Raw genomic sequence first — 20,409 nt, forward strand, 5'->3', positions numbered from 1 at the left:
GTTCGTCCTCAAAAAACAGTGCTTAGAAGTTCACGCCGACGCTGAGCGCAACAAAGTCGCGATCATCTACGGTGGTGTACTTGCCGTCGAAGAAGTTGGTGTAGGCCAGGCTCGCGGTGTAGGTGTTCTGGTATTCGGCATCGACACCCAGGCTCACTGCTTTACGACCTTCCTCGAAGTTGCCGCCAGGGCCTGGCGAGTAACCGCTCACGTCGTGGGACCAGGCCACGTTCGGCTTGAGGTTCACGCCGGCGAACACGTCGTTGTATTCCCAGATCGCACGACCGCGGTAGCCCCACGAAGTCGCCGTGGTGAAGCCTTCGTCGGTGCAGTTGCGGCTGCGGTTGTTGGTGGCAGCACCCGCGCCGGCACCGTTGATGGTGCTGGTGTTGAGTGCAACACAGGTGTCCAGAGCGCCCGAAGCAGGCAACTCACCCGGACCGTAGACCGGATCGCGGCCATAACGAACGTCAGAGGTGCTTTCCAGGCCACCGACATGGGTCACGCCCACTTCGCCGACCAGTGTGAGACGACTGGCACCCATGACTTGATCGAAGAAGTGCGTCAGGGTGGTCTGGAACTGGGTGACCTCTTTACGACGATAACCGTTCAGGTCGGTGCCCGGTGCGGCCGACAGCAACGAAGCGTTGGTCAACGGATTGTTCGGATTGTTGTTGCCCAGAGGACGAATGCCCGCGAACAGAATGTCGGTGGAGTTCAACTGCACCGGTGCATTCGGACGGTAGCTGATCTCACCGCTCCACGCCGTACCGGTAGGCAGGGTGGTGGAGAAGCTCAAACCGTAGAGGCGAATGTCTTCAGGGTATTCGATGAAGTATTTCGAGTTACCCGCGACCAGCAGCGGCCCCAAAGCCTGGAACGGGCCTGGCAATGCCGCCACGCCATTGTAGACCGACTGTGGCGCACCGGTGGCGCTGAAGATCGGCGCACGGCTGTGGTAGTTCATGAAGTAGGCACCGAACTCGGTGTCCAGCGGGTCGAACATGTACTTGAAGGACGCGCCCCACTGGCCGCTGTCGCGTGCATCACGATCGCCGCCACGCTGGACCAGAACACCTTCTTCGTTGACGTTGACACCGTTGGCTGCCAACGGGCCCAGCGCGATGGCTGGAATCGTCGAGCGCTTGTTCAGCACGCGCAGGTTGTTGTCGCAACCGTCGGCGACGATGTCTGGCTGAGAGAAGAACGTGCCGCAGTTGTCGACAACGGTCTGGTCCCATTCCAGCTGGTAGAAGGCTTCGGCCGAGAGGTTTTCGGTCAGGCTCTGGGACACGTAGAACATGTTGACCGGGATCAGGCCTTCCTTGATCTCGGCACCCGGACGACGGAACGCAGACACGTCAATCGGGTTGATCGAGTTGATGCCGCCGCCGATGAATGTACTTTCACCCCAGCTCACGACCTGCTTGCCCAGACGCACGGAGCCCGGCTCATCGGCAACGGTGTAGTTGTGGTAGATGAAGGCGTCGAGGATTTGCCCGCCGGAGGACTTGGCGCCCTCTTTGCGGCCGTCGTTTTCGACGTTCTTGAATTCCAGATTGGTATCTTGCAGCGCGAAGTCGTACCAGTATTTGCCCCGGACAAACACGCCGGTGTCGCCGTATTTCAATTCAAGGTCATGGATGCCCTTGAAGATCTTCGAAAACGCTTGCCCGCTCTTGAAGTTCAGGTGACCGTCATCGGAGGTCTGGGACAGGCCATGCCCGCCGTTGTTGACGCCGATCAGGTTCTTGTTTGGCTGTTGGGTCGAGATACTCATACCCAGGGACAGCGACGAGTCGAACTGACCTTCGATTTCACCAACGTTGAAACTGACGCCGAATGCAGGCCCGGCGAGCGAAGAGGCGAGACTGACCGCCAGGGGCAATTTCGCCCGGCGCCAGAACTTGTTTACTGATGTCATCGACGCTACTCCATGTGCATTATTGTTATGGCAGTGAGCACTTCTAAAAACGTTGTGGGTGACGGGGAGCCAAGACGTCCCGAAGTCACTCCAAAATTGCATCGCCCCGTTTTGTGCGTTTGCTCCGTTCTTAAAAATCCTTGAGCGGACTATAGCCAGCAGGTAGTAGAGCTTGATCCCTCTAAAGTGTGATTTGCAGCTGCCGGCCACTCTGGAACAGTCCTTTCGCCAGTCCGACACATGTCGGCACGGCAAGGATGGCTGAAAATTCGGATTACACAAGCCAAGCGCTTGCTTGGTGGGGCTGGCGTGCCCTTTCGGGCACACCGGAGGACGCTTAAAGCGTCGAGAGGAACGCGCTGTTGTTGGCCTGCCATTCAGTGATGTCGAGGCGGATACGCTTCTTGTCGAGCTTGCCGACGCTGGTCTTGGGAATTTCAGTAACAAGGGCAATCTGGCTAGGAATGGCCCACTTGCTCAGGTGCCCCAATTCCACGAACGGCTTGAGGTGTTCCTTGAGTTCCCGGGCCCCGATCTCATGCCCTTCGCGAAGCACCAGCAGGGCGAACGGGCGCTCCCCCCACTGCGGATCGGCGATGCCCACCACTGCTACTTCGCGTACCGAAACGTGGCGACTGATCAAGTCTTCGAGGTCCAGGGACGAGATCCACTCGCCACCGGTCTTGATCACGTCCTTGATGCGGTCTCGAATGTCGATCACGCCCATGGCATCCAGCGTCGCAACGTCGCCGGTATGCAACCAGCCCCCGGCCCAGAGCTCGGCGCCCTTCTGCGGTTCGTTGAAGTAGCCTTCAGTAAGCCATGGCGCACGCAGCACGAGCTCGCCCTGGGTTTCGCCATCGGCGGGCAGGAAATTGCCGTCGGTGTCGACGATCGCCGCTTCCACCAAGGGCCCCGGCACGCCGGCCTTGATGCGATAGGTGGTACGTTCATCTTCGCTGCCGGCCATCAACTCATCATTGAGGTGAGCACACGACACCAGCGGCCCGGTTTCCGACATGCCGTAAGCCGCGGTCAACTGGATGCCCTTGGCCTTGGCTGCTTCGTACAGCGTGCGGTTCAGCGCACTGCCGCCGATGACGATTTTCCAGCCGCCGAAATCCGTGCCTTGCGCCGCTTTGGCGTTGAGGATCATTTGCAGAATGGTCGGTACGCAGTGGGAAAAGGTGACCTTCTCCTTGTGCCACAGCTCCACCAGGTATTCCGGGTCGTAGCGGCCGGGATACACCTGCTTGAGCCCGAGCATGGTCGCCACATACGGCAAGCCCCAGGCATGCACATGGAACATCGGGGTGATCGGCATGTACACGTCGCTGGTGCCCAGCAGGCGCACGCTGTCGATGGAGCCCATGATGGTCGACACGCCCATGGTGTGCAGGACCAGTTGCCGGTGGGTGAAATACACACCTTTGGGATTGCCGGTAGTACCGGTGGTGTAGAACGTGGTCGCGACGGAGTTCTCGTCGAAGTCCTGGAAGTCGTATTGCGCACTGGCAGCCGCCAGCAGTTGCTCGTACTCGCCGATCAGGTTCGGCAGGTCGGCGGCTTTCTCCGGCAGATCAGTCAGCAGCAGGGTTTTCTCGACCGTGGTCAAGTGCCCGGCAATCGCCTGGTAAAGCCCCACGAACTCGCTGTTGACCAGTACAAAGCGGTCCTCGGCGTGGTTCATGGTGTAGAGGATCTGTTCTGGCGACAGGCGAACGTTGATGGTGTGAATCACCGCGCCAATCATCGGGATGGCGAACATGCATTCCAGATAACGATGGCTGTCCCAGTCCATCACCGCCACGGTATCCCCGGCCTTGACCCCGGCGGCCGTCAGCACGTTGGCCAGCCGCGCGACCCGTTCGATGAGGGTCGGATAGCTGTAGCGCAACTGGTCGCGGTAAATGATCTCGCGGGTTTTCTCATAACGAGCGCCGGACATCAGCAGCCGCTTGATCAGCAGCGGATACTGGTAAGCGCCTTCGGCTGGGGGGATAACGCGAGTCTGCAACATATGAATCCCTTTTCTGGCTGCACGGTGTTGGCTGAATGAAAGCACTTTAGTGCCCTTCAATGTCAGCCAAATCAGCCAAAGGAATGATTTGCAGAGCCGTACAAATGCTAGCTTTGCGCCAGCATTTGCAGGATATCGAAGATCAGCCCGCTATCAATGCATCTCGGTGAACGCGAGTTTCACGCCGATGGCGATCAGCACCACACCCATGGTGCGGTCGAACCAGTGGCCCATGCGGGCGAAACCGGCGCGCACACGCTGTTGGCTGAAAAGCCGCGCCACCAGGCAAAACCACAGCGCCGTCGCCGCCGCGAGGTAGACCCCGTAACCGGCTTGCACCGCCAGCGGCGTGTGCGGGTTGATCACCACGGTAAACAACGACAGGAAGAACAGCGTGGCTTTCGGGTTCAGGCCGTTGGTCACAAAACCGGAGGTGAACGCGCCCCGAGCGGTGCGCTCGCCGGCTTCCTTGTGCAAGTTGTCATCGACAGCCTTGGCCGGTTGCGCGCGCAGGGCCTTGTAGCCGATGTACAGCAGGTATGCGGCGGCGGCCCATTTGAGCGCGTTGAACAGTACGATCGACTGGGACACGATCAGGCCGATGCCCAGCAGCGAATAGCCGACGTGCAGGAAAATGGCGGTGCCGACGCCCAGCGCCGTCCAGGTGCCGGCGCGCCGACCGTGGGTCACGCTTTCACGCACCACCACGGCAAAGTCCGGGCCGGGACTGGCCACGGCGAGCAAGTGAATCAGGGCAACGGTCAAGAACTCTGTCCAGTACATGAGGGCTCCTTTTGGGCAGATCGGTCGAAAAGAAAAATTTCAGGCTGACAACATCCCTGTAGCAACTTCGCCACTTGGTGCACTGCGTAACCATTTGTTTCATCTGGTAGGCTCGGCAGATTACGCCTTCCGTTCAATGCACAAAAGGTACAGTTGATGACGAACTCTCGCCGCGCCGTTTTCCTCGACCACCCGTCCCTGGACCTTGGCGACCTCGACCTCAACCCGCTGCGTGATTGCTTCGACGACTTGCAGCTGTTCGCGCAGACCCGGCCAGATCAAGTGATCGAACGCCTCAAGGGCGCCACGGTGGCCATCAGCAACAAGATCCTGATCAATGCCGACGCCATCGCCGCCAGCCCCGACCTCAAGCTGATATTGATCACCGCCACCGGCACCAACAACGTCGATCTCGCCGCCGCCCGCGCCCATGGCGTTACCGTTTGCAACTGCCAGGGTTACGGCACGCCGTCGGTGGCGCAGCACACGATCATGCTGCTGCTCAACCTGGCGACGCGCCTGGCCGATTATCAAAAAGCCGTGGGTGAAGGTCGCTGGCAGCAGGCGAAACAGTTCTGCCTGCTCGATTACCCGATCGTCGAGCTGGAAGGCAAAACCCTCGGATTACTCGGCCATGGTGAACTCGGCGGCGCCGTCGCACGACTGGCCGAAGCATTCGGCATGCGCGTGCTGCTGGGTCAGATCCCGGGGCGCCCTGCCCGGCCGGATCGCTTGCCGCTGGATCAACTGTTGCCGCAGATCGACGCCCTCACCCTGCACTGCCCGCTCAACGAACACACCCGCCACTTCATCGGCGCCCGTGAACTGGCCTCGATGAAACCCGGCGCCTTCGTGGTCAATACCGCGCGCGGTGGTTTGATCAATGAGCAGGCGCTGGCCGATGCCCTGCGCAACGGTCATCTGGGCGGCGCGGCCACCGATGTACTGAGCGTAGAGCCACCGACGGCGGGTAATCCTTTGCTGGCCGATGACATCCCGCGCTTGATTGTCACCCCGCACAACGCCTGGGGCAGTCGCGAAGCGCGGCAGCGAATCGTGGGGCAGTTGACCGAAAGCGCGCAGGCTTTCTTCAGCGGTACAGCGCTGCGGGTCGTCAGTTGATAAACTGCCGCACTTTTTTTCAAGGAGCAGAGTATGGATCCGCGCAGTGAAGTACTGCTTCGTCAGCCCGAGTTATTCCAGGGTTCGGTGTTATTGGCCGGTTTGCCCGCCGACGATCTGCTGGGCCGACTGCCCGCTGCACACGGTTGGTGCTGGCACGCCGGCGACCAGGCCGCGCTGGACGCCCGTTTCGCCGAGCGCAGCCATTTTGGCGTGAACGCTCCCGAGCGTGAGTTTGAAACCGCCGTGGTGTTTTTACCCAAGTCCAAGGACCTGACCGACTACATCCTCAACGCCCTCGCCTCGCGCCTGGCCGGCCGTGAGCTGTACCTGGTCGGTGAAAAACGCAGCGGCATCGAAGGCGCCGCCAAACAACTGAACCCGTTCGGCAAGCCGCGCAAGCTCGACAGCGCCCGTCATTGCCAGCTCTGGCTGGTTACCGTGGCCAACGCGCCAGAAGCCAAGTCGCTGGAAAGCCTGGCGCAGACCTATGAATTGCCCCTGGCCGAAGGGCCATTAAAAGTCATCAGCCTGCCGGGCGTGTTCAGCCACGGTCGACTGGATCGCGGCAGCGCACTGCTGCTGGAGCATCTGGACAAGCTGCCGAGCGGCCACTTGCTGGACTTCGGTTGCGGCGCGGGCGTGTTGGGCGCCGCGGTGAAGCGTCGTTACCCGCACAATCAGGTCACCTTGCTCGACGTCGATGCGTTTGCCGCGGCCAGCAGTCGCCTGACACTGGCGGCCAATGGTCTGGAAGCCGAGGTTATTACCGGCGACGGGATCGACGCTGCACCAATGGGTTTGAGTGCGATTTTGAGCAACCCGCCGTTCCATGTCGGGGTCCATACCGATTACTTCGCCACTGAGAACTTGCTGCGAAAAGCAGCCAAACATCTGAAAAACGGCGGCGAACTACGACTGGTCGCCAACAGCTTCCTGAAGTACCAACCGCTGATCGAGGAGCACCTCGGCGTGTGTGCAATCAAGGCTGAGGGGCAGGGTTTCCGAATCTACCGGGCCAAACGAGGCTGACAAATAAGTGCTTGCCTAACGGATTTTGCCTAGGCAGAATCCGCTCCGTCCTAGGGGAGTAGTCTCCCACGAGCGCCATGCTCGTCCGGCATACGTCAACATACTTGGTCCTCAGACCATGGCGTATGCGACCCAAGCGTCCACATCAGACGGTACGCAGGGTTTGACAAGACCTATGACACGAACACCTTACCCGGGGCGGGAAGGCTGTACGTGTCATAGCCGTGTCGACCCGCCCCTTAGGAAAAACCCTGATGATGCTGGATTCACTTCTCGTTCCGACCGCAATCGTTGCCTTGGCCGAAATCGGCGACAAGACGCAACTGCTCGCGCTCATTCTCGCAGCCCGTTTTCGCAAGCCATGGCCAATCATCGCCGGCATCGTCGCCGCGACCCTGGCCAACCACGCCGCCGCCGGCGCGGTCGGTGCCTGGTTCGGCAGCTTCTTCTCGAATGCGACGTTGCACTGGATTCTGGCCGCCAGCTTCACCGCGACCGCCTTGTGGACCCTGGTGCCGGACAAGATGGACGACGACGTCAGCACTGCGCGCAAATTCGGGCCTTTCCTGACCACACTGATTGCGTTTTTCCTGGCGGAAATGGGTGACAAGACCCAGGTCGCTACCGTGATGCTGGCGGCGCAATACCCGGACTTGTGGCTGGTCATCATCGGCACCACCGCCGGCATGCTGATTGCCAACGTACCGGTGGTGCTGGCGGGTAACTTTGCGGCGGACAAATTGCCATTGACCCTGATTCGTCGACTCGCGGCCTCGGCGTTCTTCATCCTGGCGATTGTTGCGGTGTATAAGGCGATGCAGAGCAGCGGCTGGGTTTAACCCGGAGGTCGGCAGACCGCGTTATAGCTCTTCGCGAGCAAGCTCGCTCCCACAGTTGACCGCGGTCTGATGTGGGAGCGGACATGCTCGCGAAGTCGCCAGCAGCCTCACGACAGTTTCAGGATTTACGCGCGTTCTCGTACAACGGCATCACCTTCGGAATCGCCCCTTGCAACGCTGCGGTCCGGCTGCTGGAAGAGGGGTGAGTGCTGAGAAACTCCGGTGGAGCCCCCTCGTCCGCCTTGCTCATTTTTTCCCACAGGGTAATCGCCGCATTCGGGTTGTAACCCGCACGCGCCGCCAGTTCCAGACCGATCAGGTCGGCTTCGTTTTCATTGGTGCGGCTGTTGGGCAGGGTCATCAACAGGTTCACGCCGTTATTCCCCACCTCGACAATCGCTGCCGGCGCACCTGCCGCAACGGCCAACTGTTGCATCAGATTCACGCCATAGGCTTTGGATAAAGCTTCACGGCCGTGCTCGCGCAAGGCGTGGGCGATTTCATGCCCCATCACCGCGGCCAGTTCGTCGTCAGTCAGTTGCAGTTTCTCGATCAGCCCGGTGTACACAATGATCTTGCCGCCAGGACCGCAGTTGGCGTTGAGCTCATCATTTTTGATCAGGTTGACCTCCCACTGCCATTGCGCTGCATCCGGGCGAAACGTGGGCGCCTGGGCGATGAGCCGATCGGCAATCGCCTGAACACGCGCGGCCTCGGTACTGGTCTTGTCGAGGATGTTTTTGTTGGTCGCATCCCCCACGGTCTGCTTGTAGTCCTGTGCGTAAGCCTGATTGACCTGTTCACTCGACAACAATGTGGTCATGTGTTGTTGGCGCACCACACCGACTTCACCTGCACTGGTCGTGTTGACGGTCTCGCAGCCGTTCAGCAGTAAAGCCGATCCCAACACGCACGCCACCAGAGACTTGTTCATCACGGCACTCCTATAAAGCCGTCACCCGACTCGGGACGACGGCAGTAGCAAAAAATTCATACAGCACTGACTGCCTTGCCGCACAAAGGTTCGGCACCTTTCTGATTGCGACACGGGCACGTCCAAAACAGTCATTTCGCCTGCCCCCGCTCATGGCTGTCCGCCCCGCTGCCGATACACCACCGCAGACGTCCTCTTGCGTGCGGAGCACCCATGAAATTCAAGTCGATCCAGTTTTCCGTGGCCGCCCTCGCTGGTGCCATCGTACTTAGCGTAGTCGCCGCACTGGTGCTGTACGCGTTGTTTTCCGGCGCACGGACGCAAGACATGGTCCAGCAACGGACCCAGGCGCAATTCGAGCAAGTCATCGAACAGCGCCTGACGTCGCTGGCGCAAACCCAGGTCAGCCAGATCCAGCGTGAACTCGAAGCACCCCTGCTGATCGCAGGCGGGCTGGTGCGGGTCAACGCCTTGATCGGCACGCAGGGGCCCGACGGCCAGCCGCTGTTGAATGTGAGCCGCGAGCAGTTGATCAGTCTGATCAAGGAAAACGTGGCCAAGAACCCGAAGATCCTCGGCACCTACATCGGCTGGGAAAAGAACGCTCTCGACCACAACGATGCCGCCTACGTCGATACCAAAGTGACCGGCATCGATGCCAGCAACGGGCGCTTCCTGCCGTGGTGGTTCCGCAACGATGATGGCACCCTCGGCCTGGACAAGCTGGTGGACGTCGACGACCAGAAAACCCTGTCCACCGGTGTGCGCGCCAGCGAGTACTACCTGTGTTCCAAGGAAACCAAAAAATCCTGCGTGATCGATCCGGCGCCTTACAAGGTCGGCGATAAAGTCGTCATGCTCGCCTCCTTTATTGAACCGATCATGCTCAACGGCGCCTTCCAGGGCATCGTCGGCGCCGACCTGTCGGTGAACTTCATTCAGGAAATGCTCCTGGGCGCGAACCAGAAACTGTACAGCGGCGCAGGGGAAATGGCGTTGATCGGCGGTAACGGCCGGATCGTGGCCTACACCAAGGACCCGAGCAAATTCGGCGAGAAGGTCAGCGACATCCTCGACAGCCAGCAGATCGCCAACATGGGCAACCTCAAGCGTGGCGAAGTGACCTACACCGTCGACAAGGTCCACGACCGGATCGAGTTGTACCTGCCGTTCGGCATCGGCCAGACCGACGCGCGCTGGACCCTGATGCTGCAATTGCCACTGAATGCGGTGATGGCCGACCTGCAAAAACTCCAGGGTGATCTGAATGCACAGCGCAAATCCGACACCTTCGGCATGGCCATGGTCGGTTTGTTGATCGCCGGTATCGGCTTGTTGGTGATCTGGCTGGTGGGCCACGGCATTGCCCGGCCACTCAAGCAGATGGTGGCGATGCTCGATGACATTGCCAAAGGCGAAGGCGACCTGACGCGCCGCCTGACCAGTGATCGCGCTGACGAACTGGGCTCGATTGCCAAAGGCTTCAATACATTCCTCGCCAAGTTGCAGGCGATGATCACCCAGGTCGTGACGTCAGTGCAGAGTGTCAGCGATTCATCGGAACACACCGCCGACATCGCCATCCGCACCAACATCGGCGTACAGAAACAAATGGCCGAGATCGATCAGGTAGCGACGGCGGTGCATGAAATGACCGCCACCGCCCAGGACGTGGCGCGCAATGCAACCCAGGCCGCGCAAGCTGCCAGCCATGCCGACCAGGCGGCGGCGCAGGGCATGCAGATCGTGCGGGACACCTCGAATTCGATTGGCGTGCTGGCAATAGAAATCGGCAAGGCTGTGGGTGTGGTGCAAACCCTGGCCAAGGACAGTGAAAACATCAACGCGATCCTCACGGCCATTCGCGGGATCGCCGAGCAGACCAACCTGCTGGCCTTGAACGCGGCCATCGAAGCGGCCCGTGCCGGCGAACAGGGCCGTGGTTTTGCGGTGGTGGCCGATGAAGTGCGCAACCTGGCGCAGAAAACCCAGAAGGCCACCGAAGAAATCCAGACCATGATCCAGCAACTGCAACAAGGCACCCGCGATGTGGTGCGAGTCATGGAGGACAGCCAGAACCGTACCGACGAAAGCGTGCAGCACGCGGCGAAAGCCGCCGAGGCGCTGGAGACGATTACTCAGGCGGTGTCGGTGATCAACGACATGAACACGCAGATTGCCAGTGCGGCCGAGGAACAGAGCGCGGTGGCGGATGACATTAACCGCAACGTGATCAACATTGGGCAAGTGGCCAATGAAGTGGCTGGCGGTGCGGATGAGTCGAGCGCGGCGAGTGCGGACCTTACCAAGCTGGCTGAACAGCAGCGGCGGTTGATCAATCAGTTCAAGGTTTAGTGTGCAGTGATCGTTCCCACACTGCGTGGGAACGATCAATCAACCCGGAGTCAGACACTCCGGCGCATTCAGCTTCGGATCATTCACCAGATTCGCCAGCACCCGCTCGCGCAATGCAGCAGGTTCGCTGGCCAGCAAGGCCTGCAAGGTATGCAACGGCGTCTCCGGATCCAGCCACGCCGCCTGCCCCGCCTCGTCCAGAATCAACGGTCGACGCTGACTCGCCGCCGGCTGCGTGATCACCGCTGTGCTCAACCACACTTGCTCCTGCACCGGGTACGCCTCCCAGATCGCCGCAAAAAACAACGAAGAGCCCTCCCCCGGCGTCAGCCAGTACGGGCGTTTGCGCGTAGTGCCGCGCCATTCATAGAAACCATTGGCTGGTAGCAGGCAACGGCGCTCGCGAAAGGCCTGGCGAAACATCGGTTGCTCGGCAACGGTTTCGGCCCGGGCATGGGCGGGGGTACGGGACAGGTCGGTCAGCCACGGAGGCGTCAGGCCCCAACGGGCGCGGGCCAGTTCACGCTGGCCGTCTGCACCGGCACGCAGCATCAACACCGAATCGTTGGGGGAAATATTCCACTGGGCCTGCTGATCGGCAGGGAAACCGGGCAGGGCCGCGAAGGCGGGGTTCCAGCGAAACAAGGCATAACGTCCACACATGGGGCAACACGACTCTGAATAAAACGTACGTCAGCCTAACAGACCAGCGTGCCGGGAAAGCTTTCCGGTTCATCGCCGGGCAGCGGCAGCGCGGCATTGTACGCGGTGATCAGCTCACGGGCGTATTCGGCCTGGTCGTTATCGACGGATAACCCGAGCAGGCCGAAGATCGGCAACTCGCCCGAGCCCCCCAGCAAGTCGCGGCCCACCAGGTGCGCCTCGATGCCTTCGCTGGCGAGCATGCCTTGCAGCAATTCACCTTCCATCAGGTTTTCCGGCTCGTAGATCCGCTGCATGGGCGCCCCTCATTCGTTCTCGCTGAAGACTTCCAGAAACCAGTCCTCGCCATGAACCTGCAATACGAACGTGATCGGCCGACAACACACCTGACAGTCCTCGATGTAGGTCTGATCGCCGCCGGACAGGTCCACCGTCGTCTCGACCTCTTCACCACAATACGGACATTCATACAGTGCGCTTTCCAGCATCGCGGTCTCCCAGGTGACTTGTGCGTATAATCGCCGGTCTATTTGCAGGGCTATTTTTGTCTGGCTATTTTTTCAGACCGTGCCCTGCCGGTTTTTGATCAAAACCTTTACTTACCCTAGCCGTTTCTAACAAGAGAGCATGATGGGCGAATTCGATGCCATCCGACCTTACGACGACAGCGAAGTCCCAGCGGTACTGGACAGGTTGCTTGGCGACAAGGCGTTTCTAGATATCCTCACCCACTTCCGCTTCCCGCGTTTTGCCGGTGCTTTCGGCTGGATGCTCAAACCTCTTATAGCTCATCGGCTGCGTCGCGAGTTCGCTGGCGTGCATTCGGTGGCCACATTGCAGGACAAGGTCGAGATGTACGTCGACCACACCATCGAGCGCGCCACCGACGGTGTCACCTACACCGGCGTCGAGCAGTTCAAGTCCGGCAGCGCCTACCTGTTCATCGCCAACCACCGCGACATCGTGATGGACCCGGCCTTCGTCAACTACGCCGTGTACCACGCCGGCCTGCCGACACCGCGCATCGCGATTGGCGACAACCTGCTGCAAAAACCGTTCGTCAGCGACCTGATGCGCCTGAACAAGAGCTTCATCGTGCACCGCTCGATCACCGGTCGCCGCGAGAAGATGGCGGCCTATCAACTGTTGTCGGCCTACATCAACCACTCGATCCGCAACGATTGCGCCTCGATCTGGATCGCCCAGGCTGAAGGCCGGGCGAAGGACGGCGACGACCGCACCGAATCGGCCATCCTCAAGATGTTCCACATGAGCCGTAAGGACGAGCCATTCGGCGAAGTCATTCAGTCGCTGAACCTCACCCCGGTGTCGATCAGCTATGAATACGACCCGTGCGATCAGGCCAAGGCCCGCGAGTTGTACATCCGCGCCACCACCGGCAGCTACACCAAAGTGCCGGGCGAGGACGATGTGAGCATCGCCAAGGGCATCACCGGCTACAAGGGCCGGGTCCACGTGAACTTCGCCGCGCCCATCACCGAACTGTTCGAAGACACCAAGCAATTGGCGATCGAAATGGACAAGCAGATCCTCGGCGGTTACCGCTTGTTCCCGGTGCACTACCTGGCTTACGCGCAGTGGAAAGACGCCGACCCGCAATTGCAGGTGCCCAAAGCGTCTGAAGTGTTTGCGGCCGACGAACTGGCCAAGGCGCAGGAAGAATGGAACAAGCGCCTTGAGGGCTGCCCCGAGGAACATCGTCCGTTCCTGGTGCTGCAATATGCAACGCCGGTGCGCAATCAGTACCGGGTGAAAGCCGGGTTGCCGCTGTAAGGTTTCAGGCTGGATACGACAACGGCGCCCTAGGGCGCCGTTGTCATTGCTGCAGTCTTTGCTGTCAGACCCGCGTGCTGATCCAAGACACCAGCAACGCCAGCCCGAGGCAGGCGAAACCGAAGCGATAGAAAAAGCGGTTCATGCGCAACGTCGCCCAATCGAGGGTCGGCTCGACGCTGGGCTGGCTCTGGCGCTGAGCCACGATACTGGCCATGGCGCGCTGTTCGCGGCGACGAGTGGCGTGCAGCAGCCAACTGCCGGGGAAGGCCAGCAGCAAGGCCAGCAGGTTGACCAGTTTGGCGGGATGGGCGGTAAACAGCGTCATCAAATGCAGCGACATCACGGACCTCAAACAAAACAGGTGTGGCAGGCGCCGAACCGACGACTGCGGCGCGGATTCTACCGAAAGCCTCCCCTCCTGCACCCGCTTTACGACAAATAACTGACCATTTGGCAGATTCCTGACCTGAGTCACAGCTTCGTCATCTGTATCCGTCAGTCTCCCGCCCCACGAAAACAGACACGGATATCGTCATGCTTCACGCTGAAAACCAGGATCGCCTGTACCTCATCTCCCCGAGCGACGAACAACAAAACCTTGTGGGAAGCCTCGCCTTCAATGTTCAGGACCGCCACTGGCTGGTGTATTGCGCCCTGGGCGGGCATCAACATGCGGATTTGCCGGAGACGGACTTGCTGACCGGTGTGAGTGTGCTGGACTTCTACTCCGAAGCCGCCTGACACAACACATTCCTTGTAGGAGTGAGCCTGCTCGCGCCCACAGTTGTTCGGTGGTGTAGGCATAAATGAAAAAGCCCGGGGCCAATGCTGGCTCCGGGCTTTTTTGATTCTGGTGAAAATTTATTCGCCGAGCACCTGACCCACGGTCGGATCCTTGAACAGACGCGTCAACGCATCGCTCAACACATCGCTGACCAGCTTGGTGTTGGTTTCCTGGTTCGGTGCCATGCCGAAACGCTGGTCCAGGGATGCGCCGTAACGGCCGCTGTAACGACGATTGGCGTTCTGCACATCGGAGCGGAAAGTCGCGCCGATGGTCGCTTCAGTCACGTACATGCCTTCTTTAGGCGACTGATATTTCAGCTCGGCCAGGGTCACGGTGATTTGTGGTGCGTTCGGTGCATTGTTGGTCGGGGTAAAGCCCAGCAACCGCACGGCCGCTTCGGCCTGCGCCTGCAGCTTCGGCAGAATCTGCGCGCCCTGCACGGTGATCGCGCTGGTTTCCGGGTACAGGCCGCCGCGCGTGCCCAACGTTGGCGACGGACGACCGTCGACCACGCGCACCACCACTGGCTGGCCATGGCCGACCGGCGCCAGCTGAGTTGTCAGCTTGGGCTCAGGGTTCAGTTGTTGCGGGCTGTGGGCGCAGCCGACGAGGGTCAAACTGGTCACAGTGATCAAACCGAACAACAGGCGTTGCAACATGCGCTTCTCTCCAGAATCAGGCACAAACAGGCTAGCAGTATAGCGGTGGGCCACTGCGGCGAACCAGTGGCCTTCGATCAATACTGAAATGTCTGACAAACCCTTGTGAAAGCGGTCCCTGTCACACATCTGTCATCGCTCATACACTGGCACGTAACGGCTAGTGGGCAAACTCCACTGCAGTCCCCCCATCAGGTACTTCGCCATGCGCTACCTCATCTCGTTGTTCGCGCCACGCCCGTTGCACCGTTGCTTTGCCCTGCTCGACAGCAATGGTCATTGCCAGGCGTTCAAGCAGTGCAGCCTCCAGCCGATGGGCGATAGCTGGGTCGAAATCGAAGAAATCCGCCTCAACTGGCTGCATCAGCCTCTGCCCCCGAGCGCCCGCGTGAGCACCCGCCAGCCACGCGCACGGGTGCAACATCTGTTGACCACCTGACCGAACGCCTAATAAAAGTCATTAAACACGTCCATTTCCCTGCGTTTCTTAGATACAATCTCCCCCCGATTATAAGGACGTCTCCTGATCGGGCCTCGCAGCATCGTCAATGCCTTGGTATTGACACCCCGCACCGCCCACAGAGAGCCGCCCACACAGATCGAGTGAAGCTGGCGCGCTTGCTGTTCCCTGAGCAAAAACCCCGCTTTTCGCGAATCTGCAGAGCTGTCATTACGCTCGGTCACTGAGCTGTTTGCCCGTTTTGCCTTTCATGTACCCCATGACGGCAATCCATCCGGGCACGGTGCCAGGCTGGGACAGCCCTTTTTTGAGGTTCACGTCTTCAAAAGAGCGTGAAAAAAACGGGTTTTCACAACTTCACAAGAGTGTGGCGAGCAAATGAATAGTTTTGCGTCTGAACATGCACCATTAGCGTCTGAAACAGCCCAACGACACAGGACCGAGCGTTCCTCGAATACCGGAGCCTGAAGCCTGTCCGCTACGGATTTGGTTGCACAAACGGATGTATCGACCATAAGTCGAATTGCCAGTCGCGCGTTCAAATGAGTTCATAGACCTCATTGACCCGGCCGGTAGCGTCCGTCGAAGTTGCAAAAAATTGCGAAGATTCGGACATGGCGATACTGACCATGAGTACCAGGGGCATCACTGACACGCCCCGGAACGCCTGGCAGCCATGCCGACAATTTGGTGCTGCAGATTTTGGAGACGCGTTAAATGGCGCATAACGAAGCAGTCGACGTAGTACTGGTTGGGGCCGGCATCATGAGTGCCACCCTGGCGGTATTGCTCAAAGAGCTCGACCCCGCGATCAAGCTGGAAGTCGTCGAGCTGATGGATTCCGGTGCTGCGGAGAGTTCCAACCCGTGGAACAACGCCGGTACCGGTCACGCCGGGCTGTGTGAGCTCAACTACACGCCACAGGCGGCTGATGGCACCGTCGACATCAAGAAAGCCGTGCACATCAACACTCAGTTCGAGGTGTCGAAGCAGTTCTGGTCCTACCTGACCAAGAAAGGCACGTTCGGCTCCTGCAAGTCGTTCATCAGCCCGGTGCCGCACCTGAGCTTCGTGCAAGGTGACAGCGGCGTTTCCTTCCTCAAGGAACGCTTCAAGGTGCTGAGCAAGCACCACGCCTTCGCGGACATGGAATACACCGAAGACAAAGCCAAGATGGCCGACTGGATGCCGCTGATGATGCCGGGCCGCCCGGCCGACGAAGTCGTCGCTGCAACCCGCGTGATGAATGGCACAGACGTCAACTTCGGCGCCCTGACCAATCAACTGCTCAAGCACCTGACCAGCGCGCCCGACGCACAGGTCAAGTACTGCAAGCGCGTGACCGGCCTGAAGCGCAACAACGGCGGCTGGACTGTCAGCATCAAGGACGTCAACAGCGGCAACACCCGTGACGTCGACGCGAAATTCGTTTTCCTCGGCGCTGGCGGCGCGGCATTGCCGCTGTTGCAGGCCTCGGGTATCGAAGAAAGCAAAGGCTTCGGCGGCTTCCCGATCAGTGGCCAATGGCTGCGTTGCGACAACCCGGAAGTGGTCAAGCACCACCAGGCCAAGGTGTACAGCCAGGCCGCCGTGGGTTCGCCACCGATGTCCGTGCCGCACCTGGACACCCGTGTCGTCGATGGCAGCAAGTCCCTGTTGTTCGGACCTTACGCCGGGTTCACCACCAAGTTCCTCAAGCACGGTTCCTTCATGGACCTGCCGATGTCGGTTCGCGCCGGCAACATCGGCCCGATGCTGGCCGTAGCGAAAAACAACATGGACCTGACCAAGTACCTGGTCAGCGAAGTGATGCAATCGATGGAACAGCGTCTGGAATCCCTGCGTCGCTTCTACCCTGAAGCGAAAGCCGAAGACTGGCGCCTGGAAGTGGCCGGCCAACGGGTTCAGATCATCAAGAAAGACCCGAAAAAGGGCGGCGTCCTGCAGTTCGGTACCGAACTGGTCGCAGCCAAGGACGGTTCCCTTGCAGCACTGCTTGGCGCCTCCCCTGGTGCTTCGGTGACGGTTTCGATCATGCTTGAGCTGATCGAAAAATGCTTCCCGACCAAAGCGTCCGGTGAGTGGGCGGCCAAACTGGCGGAAATCTTCCCGGCTCGGGAAAAGGTTCTGGAGACCGACGCAGCGCTGTATCGCAAGATCAATGCGCACAACAACGTCGCGCTGGAACTGGTTGAAGCCAGTAATGAGACCGAAAGCTACGCTTGATTCGGCCCCATAAAAAACGCCCCGTTCTCAGCGAGAGCGGGGCGTTTTTTTATGGCCGCTGAAATGGATGATCCGGGATATTCAGGGCAACAGTTTAACCACGGGCCTTGGCGATCAGCTCGATGTAGTCGGCCGCGTTGCGCTGATCCTTGATCAGGGCGACGAAGTCATTGCCGTGCTCATCCTTACCGTCCAGGTCCAGGCCAGCCTCGACGAAAAACGTCAGAAAACGCTCGAAGTCATCGATGCGCAGGCCGCGGTAGGCCTTGATCAACTTGTGCAGCGACGGCGAAGTGGCGTCGACTGGCTCGAAATCGAGGAACAACTTGATCTGCTCGTCGCCGATCTCGTCACCAATCACTTGTTTCTTATCTTTACGCATTGCCGACTCCAGCTCGCAGACATTACACGGGGCGGGCAGTTTACCCCTGCCTTGACGCCGGGCTCAACGCGCGCGAGTGGCCCCTGTGTGCAAATCAGCCCAGACATGGCCGTTGGCATAGCTGAGAAACTGGCAATACACCGTGTCATTGCGCAACAAGTCGATTACCACACGGTACTGCGCCATCGGGTAAAACAGCGTCAGGGTTTTGCTTTTGTCGTCGTAGATCGGCTTTTTCAGGCTTTTGCTTTCACCATCGAAGTTGACCAGTACCTGACTGATGCTCGCGCCCTTGTTCAAGGATTTGCCCTTGAGGCGGATCATCACCGGTGACGTGACCGGAATCGGCTGTTGATTGGACTGACGCTGACTGCCGATCACCACTGAATACTCGGTGACCTGCAAGAGCTGTTGCTGCTCAGGCTCCGCGTCGCGCAGGGTCAGGTCGTCGGGCGGTAAAAACTGCGCGTGCATCGGCGCCGACGCGGCCGCCAGAGGCAGGCTGAGGCTCAACAACAGGGCGGCACAGCTGCGGATCAAAAGGCTCATGACGAGCTCCGAAGGCGAGGCCGGATACTCTAGCATGAGGATCAACCGTGTGATTTGGCGATATAGGTCAATACTTCGCAGTAACAGGCTGGCCATGCTGGACGAGCTTTCAGCCGTCGTTCAACAGTGCATCGCCTTCTAGGAAGTGTTCATGACGTTCTCCGTACCTCCGTTGTTCGCGGCCTGGCGTCAGACCTGGCGCGCCGGCTACACCCTCAAACGCTTACGCGGCGACATCAGTGCCGGGGTGACCGTAGGGATTATCGCCATCCCGCTGGCCATGGCCCTGGCGATTGCCGTCGGTGTACCGCCCCAGCAAGGGTTGTATACGGTACTGATCGCTGCGCCCCTGATCGCCCTGACAGGCGGTTCGCGTTTCAATGTCAGCGGGCCCACCGCCGCGTTCGTGGTCATTCTGCTGCCCATCACCCAACAATATGGCTTGGGCGGCCTGCTGCTCTGCACCCTGCTCGCCGGCATCATCCTCATTGCCCTTGGGCTGATTCGAGCCGGGCGGTTGATTCAATACATTCCTTATCCAGTCACTCTGGGCTTTACCGCCGGGATAGGCATTGTCATTGCCACCCTGCAATTGAAGGATTTGCTGGGCCTGAACACCACCGGCCATGCACAACACTACGTCGAACAGCTGGGCGTGTTGATTCTGGCGTTGCCCAGCGCCAGGCCAGGGGACGGGATCATCGGCATCACATGCCTGGCAGTTCTTATTGTCTGGCCAAGGTGGGTGCCGAGGATTCCGGGGCATCTGATAGCGCTGACCGTCGGCGCGCTCCTGGGGTTGGCGCTGGAGCACAACGGGTTGGCGGTGGCGACATTGGGTGAACGTTTCAGCTACATGGTCGAGGGCGTCAGCCATCCCGGCATTCCGCCGTTCCTGCCACGCTTTGATTGGCCGTGGAATCTGCCCGGTCCCGACGGCCAACCTCTGCACCTTTCTTATGACTTGATCCGCCAATTGATGGCGCCGGCGTTCGCCATTGCCATGCTCGGCGCTATCGAATCCTTATTGTGTGCGGTGGTGACAGATGGCATGACCGGCAGCAAACACGACCCCAACGCAGAACTGCTGGGCCAAGGCCTGGGTAATCTGATCGCACCGTTGTTCGGCGGCATTACCGCCACGGCGGCGATTGCCCGTAGTGCCACCAACGTGCGCAGCGGAGCCTTTTCGCCACTGGCCGCCATTATTCACAGCGCAGTGGTGCTGATGGCAATACTCGTCCTCGCACCGCTTTTCAGCTACCTGCCAATGGCTGCACTGGCCGCGTTGCTGATGATGGTGGCGTGGAACATGAGCGAGGCCCGGCACGTGCTGCATACCTTGCGCATCGCACCTCGCAGCGATGTGCTGGTCTTGCTGACCTGCCTGAGCCTGACGGTGTTGTTCGACATGGTGATGGCCGTCGCCGTCGGCCTGCTGTTGGCCGCCGGGTTGTTTATCAAGCGCATGAGCGACCTTACCGACACCGCCGAACTCCCCCCCGCCTACCATCAGGCCTTGCAGGACATGCCGGAGCATGTTCGCTGCTATGCGATACGCGGGCCGCTGTTCTTCGGCGCGGCTGAAAAAGCCTTGGGGGTGCTACGCAAATTCAACCCGGAGGTCAAAGTGGTGATCGTCGAGATGAGCGCCGTGCCGATGCTGGACATGACGGCGCTGGCGGCCTTCGACAATATCCTGAGGGATTACCGCACGGACGGCATCGGCCTGATTCTGGTGGCGACCGCTCCACGGGTGCGCCTGAAGCTCAGGCGCGCGGGCATCCATCGGGAACAGCGCAAGCTGGCCTACGTGAACAACCTGGAACAGGCTCGTCGCAAAAGCGAACGCTGGCTGGCCGGGGAAAATTGAGGGT

The 20,409-nt window shown here is 59.9% G+C and carries 20 protein-coding genes, 1 pseudogene and 1 riboswitch; of the genes and pseudogenes, 10 read left to right on the forward strand and 11 right to left on the reverse strand.

Annotation, left to right across the window (positions count from 1 at the left end):
* Nucleotides 1-22: 22 nt before the first annotated feature.
* The 3 genes from J2X66_RS16365 to J2X66_RS16375 all read right to left on the reverse strand — a co-directional run bounded on the left by J2X66_RS16365 (nt 23) and on the right by J2X66_RS16375 (nt 4,727).
* Complete coding sequence (locus J2X66_RS16365; protein WP_310266069.1) at nt 23-1,924, reverse strand: DUF1302 domain-containing protein; 1,902 nt, start codon at nt 1,922-1,924, stop codon at nt 23-25.
* Nucleotides 1,925-2,261: 337 nt separating this feature from the next.
* Nucleotides 2,262-3,944: a fatty acid--CoA ligase gene (locus tag J2X66_RS16370; RefSeq protein ID WP_310266071.1), complete on the reverse strand. Its 1,683-nt coding sequence runs from the start codon at nt 3,942-3,944 to the stop codon at nt 2,262-2,264.
* Nucleotides 3,945-4,097: 153 nt separating this feature from the next.
* On the reverse strand, nt 4,098-4,727 hold the full coding sequence (locus J2X66_RS16375; protein WP_109787839.1) for a LysE family translocator: 630 nt from the start codon (nt 4,725-4,727) through the stop codon (nt 4,098-4,100).
* A 156-nt stretch (nt 4,728-4,883) separates the two neighbouring features.
* Between J2X66_RS16375 and J2X66_RS16380 the strand changes: the two genes are divergently transcribed.
* The 3 genes from J2X66_RS16380 to J2X66_RS16390 all read left to right on the forward strand — a co-directional run bounded on the left by J2X66_RS16380 (nt 4,884) and on the right by J2X66_RS16390 (nt 7,720).
* Entirely contained in the window at nt 4,884-5,849 is a 966-nt protein-coding gene (locus J2X66_RS16380; protein ID WP_310266075.1) for a 2-hydroxyacid dehydrogenase, read from the forward strand.
* A gap of 33 nt (nt 5,850-5,882) precedes the next feature.
* A complete protein-coding gene (locus tag J2X66_RS16385) occupies nt 5,883-6,881 on the forward strand; it encodes a class I SAM-dependent methyltransferase (protein ID WP_123435098.1) in 999 nt (332 codons plus the stop codon).
* Between the two features lie 41 nt (nt 6,882-6,922).
* A riboswitch (yybP-ykoY riboswitch) is annotated at nt 6,923-7,045 on the forward strand.
* A gap of 93 nt (nt 7,046-7,138) precedes the next feature.
* A complete protein-coding gene (locus J2X66_RS16390; protein WP_027925988.1) occupies nt 7,139-7,720 on the forward strand; it encodes a TMEM165/GDT1 family protein in 582 nt (193 codons plus the stop codon).
* A 118-nt stretch (nt 7,721-7,838) separates the two neighbouring features.
* On the opposite strand, the gene J2X66_RS16395 is transcribed toward J2X66_RS16390, so the two are convergent.
* Nucleotides 7,839-8,654 (reverse strand): M48 family metallopeptidase, encoded by an 816-nt coding sequence (locus J2X66_RS16395; RefSeq protein WP_310266078.1) that lies wholly within the window; start codon nt 8,652-8,654, stop codon nt 7,839-7,841.
* A gap of 1,302 nt (nt 8,655-9,956) precedes the next feature.
* Between J2X66_RS16395 and J2X66_RS30230 the strand changes: the two are divergent.
* Nucleotides 9,957-10,154 (forward strand): annotated as a pseudogene (locus J2X66_RS30230) (HAMP domain-containing protein); the annotation flags it as partial.
* 111 nt (nt 10,155-10,265) lie between these two features.
* Nucleotides 10,266-11,009, forward strand: coding sequence for a methyl-accepting chemotaxis protein (locus tag J2X66_RS30235; RefSeq protein WP_370693218.1), 744 nt, complete (start codon nt 10,266-10,268; stop codon nt 11,007-11,009).
* A gap of 39 nt (nt 11,010-11,048) precedes the next feature.
* Here the strand turns inward: J2X66_RS30235 and J2X66_RS16405 are convergent, their stop codons facing one another.
* The 3 genes from J2X66_RS16405 to J2X66_RS16415 are packed head-to-tail and all read right to left on the reverse strand — an operon-like array spanning nt 11,049 to nt 12,160.
* Complete coding sequence (locus tag J2X66_RS16405) at nt 11,049-11,672, reverse strand: SOS response-associated peptidase (protein ID WP_027925985.1); 624 nt, start codon at nt 11,670-11,672, stop codon at nt 11,049-11,051.
* Nucleotides 11,673-11,707: 35 nt separating this feature from the next.
* A complete protein-coding gene (locus J2X66_RS16410) occupies nt 11,708-11,968 on the reverse strand; it encodes a putative signal transducing protein (protein ID WP_027925984.1) in 261 nt (86 codons plus the stop codon).
* Nucleotides 11,969-11,977: 9 nt separating this feature from the next.
* Complete coding sequence (locus J2X66_RS16415) at nt 11,978-12,160, reverse strand: CPXCG motif-containing cysteine-rich protein (protein ID WP_020799766.1); 183 nt, start codon at nt 12,158-12,160, stop codon at nt 11,978-11,980.
* A gap of 142 nt (nt 12,161-12,302) precedes the next feature.
* Here J2X66_RS16415 and J2X66_RS16420 point away from each other — a divergent pair, with 142 nt between their 5' ends.
* Nucleotides 12,303-13,466 carry a 1-acyl-sn-glycerol-3-phosphate acyltransferase gene (locus tag J2X66_RS16420; RefSeq protein ID WP_310266083.1) on the forward strand — a complete coding sequence of 388 codons (1,164 nt, stop codon included), beginning with the start codon at nt 12,303-12,305 and terminating at the stop codon, nt 13,464-13,466.
* Between the two features lie 64 nt (nt 13,467-13,530).
* Here J2X66_RS16420 and J2X66_RS16425 read toward each other — a convergent pair whose 3' ends face one another.
* Nucleotides 13,531-13,809: a hypothetical protein gene (locus J2X66_RS16425; RefSeq protein WP_310266085.1), complete on the reverse strand. Its 279-nt coding sequence runs from the start codon at nt 13,807-13,809 to the stop codon at nt 13,531-13,533.
* 194 nt (nt 13,810-14,003) lie between these two features.
* Here J2X66_RS16425 and J2X66_RS16430 point away from each other — a divergent pair, with 194 nt between their 5' ends.
* Nucleotides 14,004-14,210 carry a hypothetical protein gene (locus J2X66_RS16430; RefSeq protein WP_310266087.1) on the forward strand — a complete coding sequence of 69 codons (207 nt, stop codon included), beginning with the start codon at nt 14,004-14,006 and terminating at the stop codon, nt 14,208-14,210.
* A gap of 120 nt (nt 14,211-14,330) precedes the next feature.
* Here J2X66_RS16430 and J2X66_RS16435 read toward each other — a convergent pair whose 3' ends face one another.
* On the reverse strand, nt 14,331-14,915 hold the full coding sequence (locus J2X66_RS16435; RefSeq protein ID WP_027925980.1) for a YajG family lipoprotein: 585 nt from the start codon (nt 14,913-14,915) through the stop codon (nt 14,331-14,333).
* A gap of 205 nt (nt 14,916-15,120) precedes the next feature.
* On the opposite strand from J2X66_RS16435, the gene J2X66_RS16440 reads away from it, so the two are divergent.
* Nucleotides 15,121-15,354 carry a hypothetical protein gene (locus tag J2X66_RS16440; protein WP_027925979.1) on the forward strand — a complete coding sequence of 78 codons (234 nt, stop codon included), beginning with the start codon at nt 15,121-15,123 and terminating at the stop codon, nt 15,352-15,354.
* A gap of 738 nt (nt 15,355-16,092) precedes the next feature.
* A complete protein-coding gene (gene mqo / locus J2X66_RS16445) occupies nt 16,093-17,601 on the forward strand; it encodes a malate dehydrogenase (quinone) (RefSeq protein WP_027925978.1) in 1,509 nt (502 codons plus the stop codon).
* Between the two features lie 94 nt (nt 17,602-17,695).
* Here the strand turns inward: mqo and J2X66_RS16450 are convergent, their stop codons facing one another.
* Both J2X66_RS16450 and J2X66_RS16455 read right to left on the reverse strand, forming a co-directional pair.
* Nucleotides 17,696-17,983, reverse strand: a complete 288-nt coding sequence (locus J2X66_RS16450) for a PA4642 family protein (protein ID WP_027925977.1) — start codon at nt 17,981-17,983, stop codon at nt 17,696-17,698.
* A 63-nt stretch (nt 17,984-18,046) separates the two neighbouring features.
* Nucleotides 18,047-18,532 carry a hypothetical protein gene (locus J2X66_RS16455; RefSeq protein ID WP_310266091.1) on the reverse strand — a complete coding sequence of 162 codons (486 nt, stop codon included), beginning with the start codon at nt 18,530-18,532 and terminating at the stop codon, nt 18,047-18,049.
* A 151-nt stretch (nt 18,533-18,683) separates the two neighbouring features.
* On the opposite strand from J2X66_RS16455, the gene dauA reads away from it, so the two are divergent.
* Complete coding sequence (gene dauA, locus J2X66_RS16460; protein ID WP_310266093.1) at nt 18,684-20,405, forward strand: C4-dicarboxylic acid transporter DauA; 1,722 nt, start codon at nt 18,684-18,686, stop codon at nt 20,403-20,405.
* Nucleotides 20,406-20,409 lie beyond the last annotated feature (4 nt).

Source organism: Pseudomonas sp. 3296, assembly GCF_031456615.1.
GTDB lineage: Bacteria > Pseudomonadota > Gammaproteobacteria > Pseudomonadales > Pseudomonadaceae > Aquipseudomonas > Aquipseudomonas mucoides.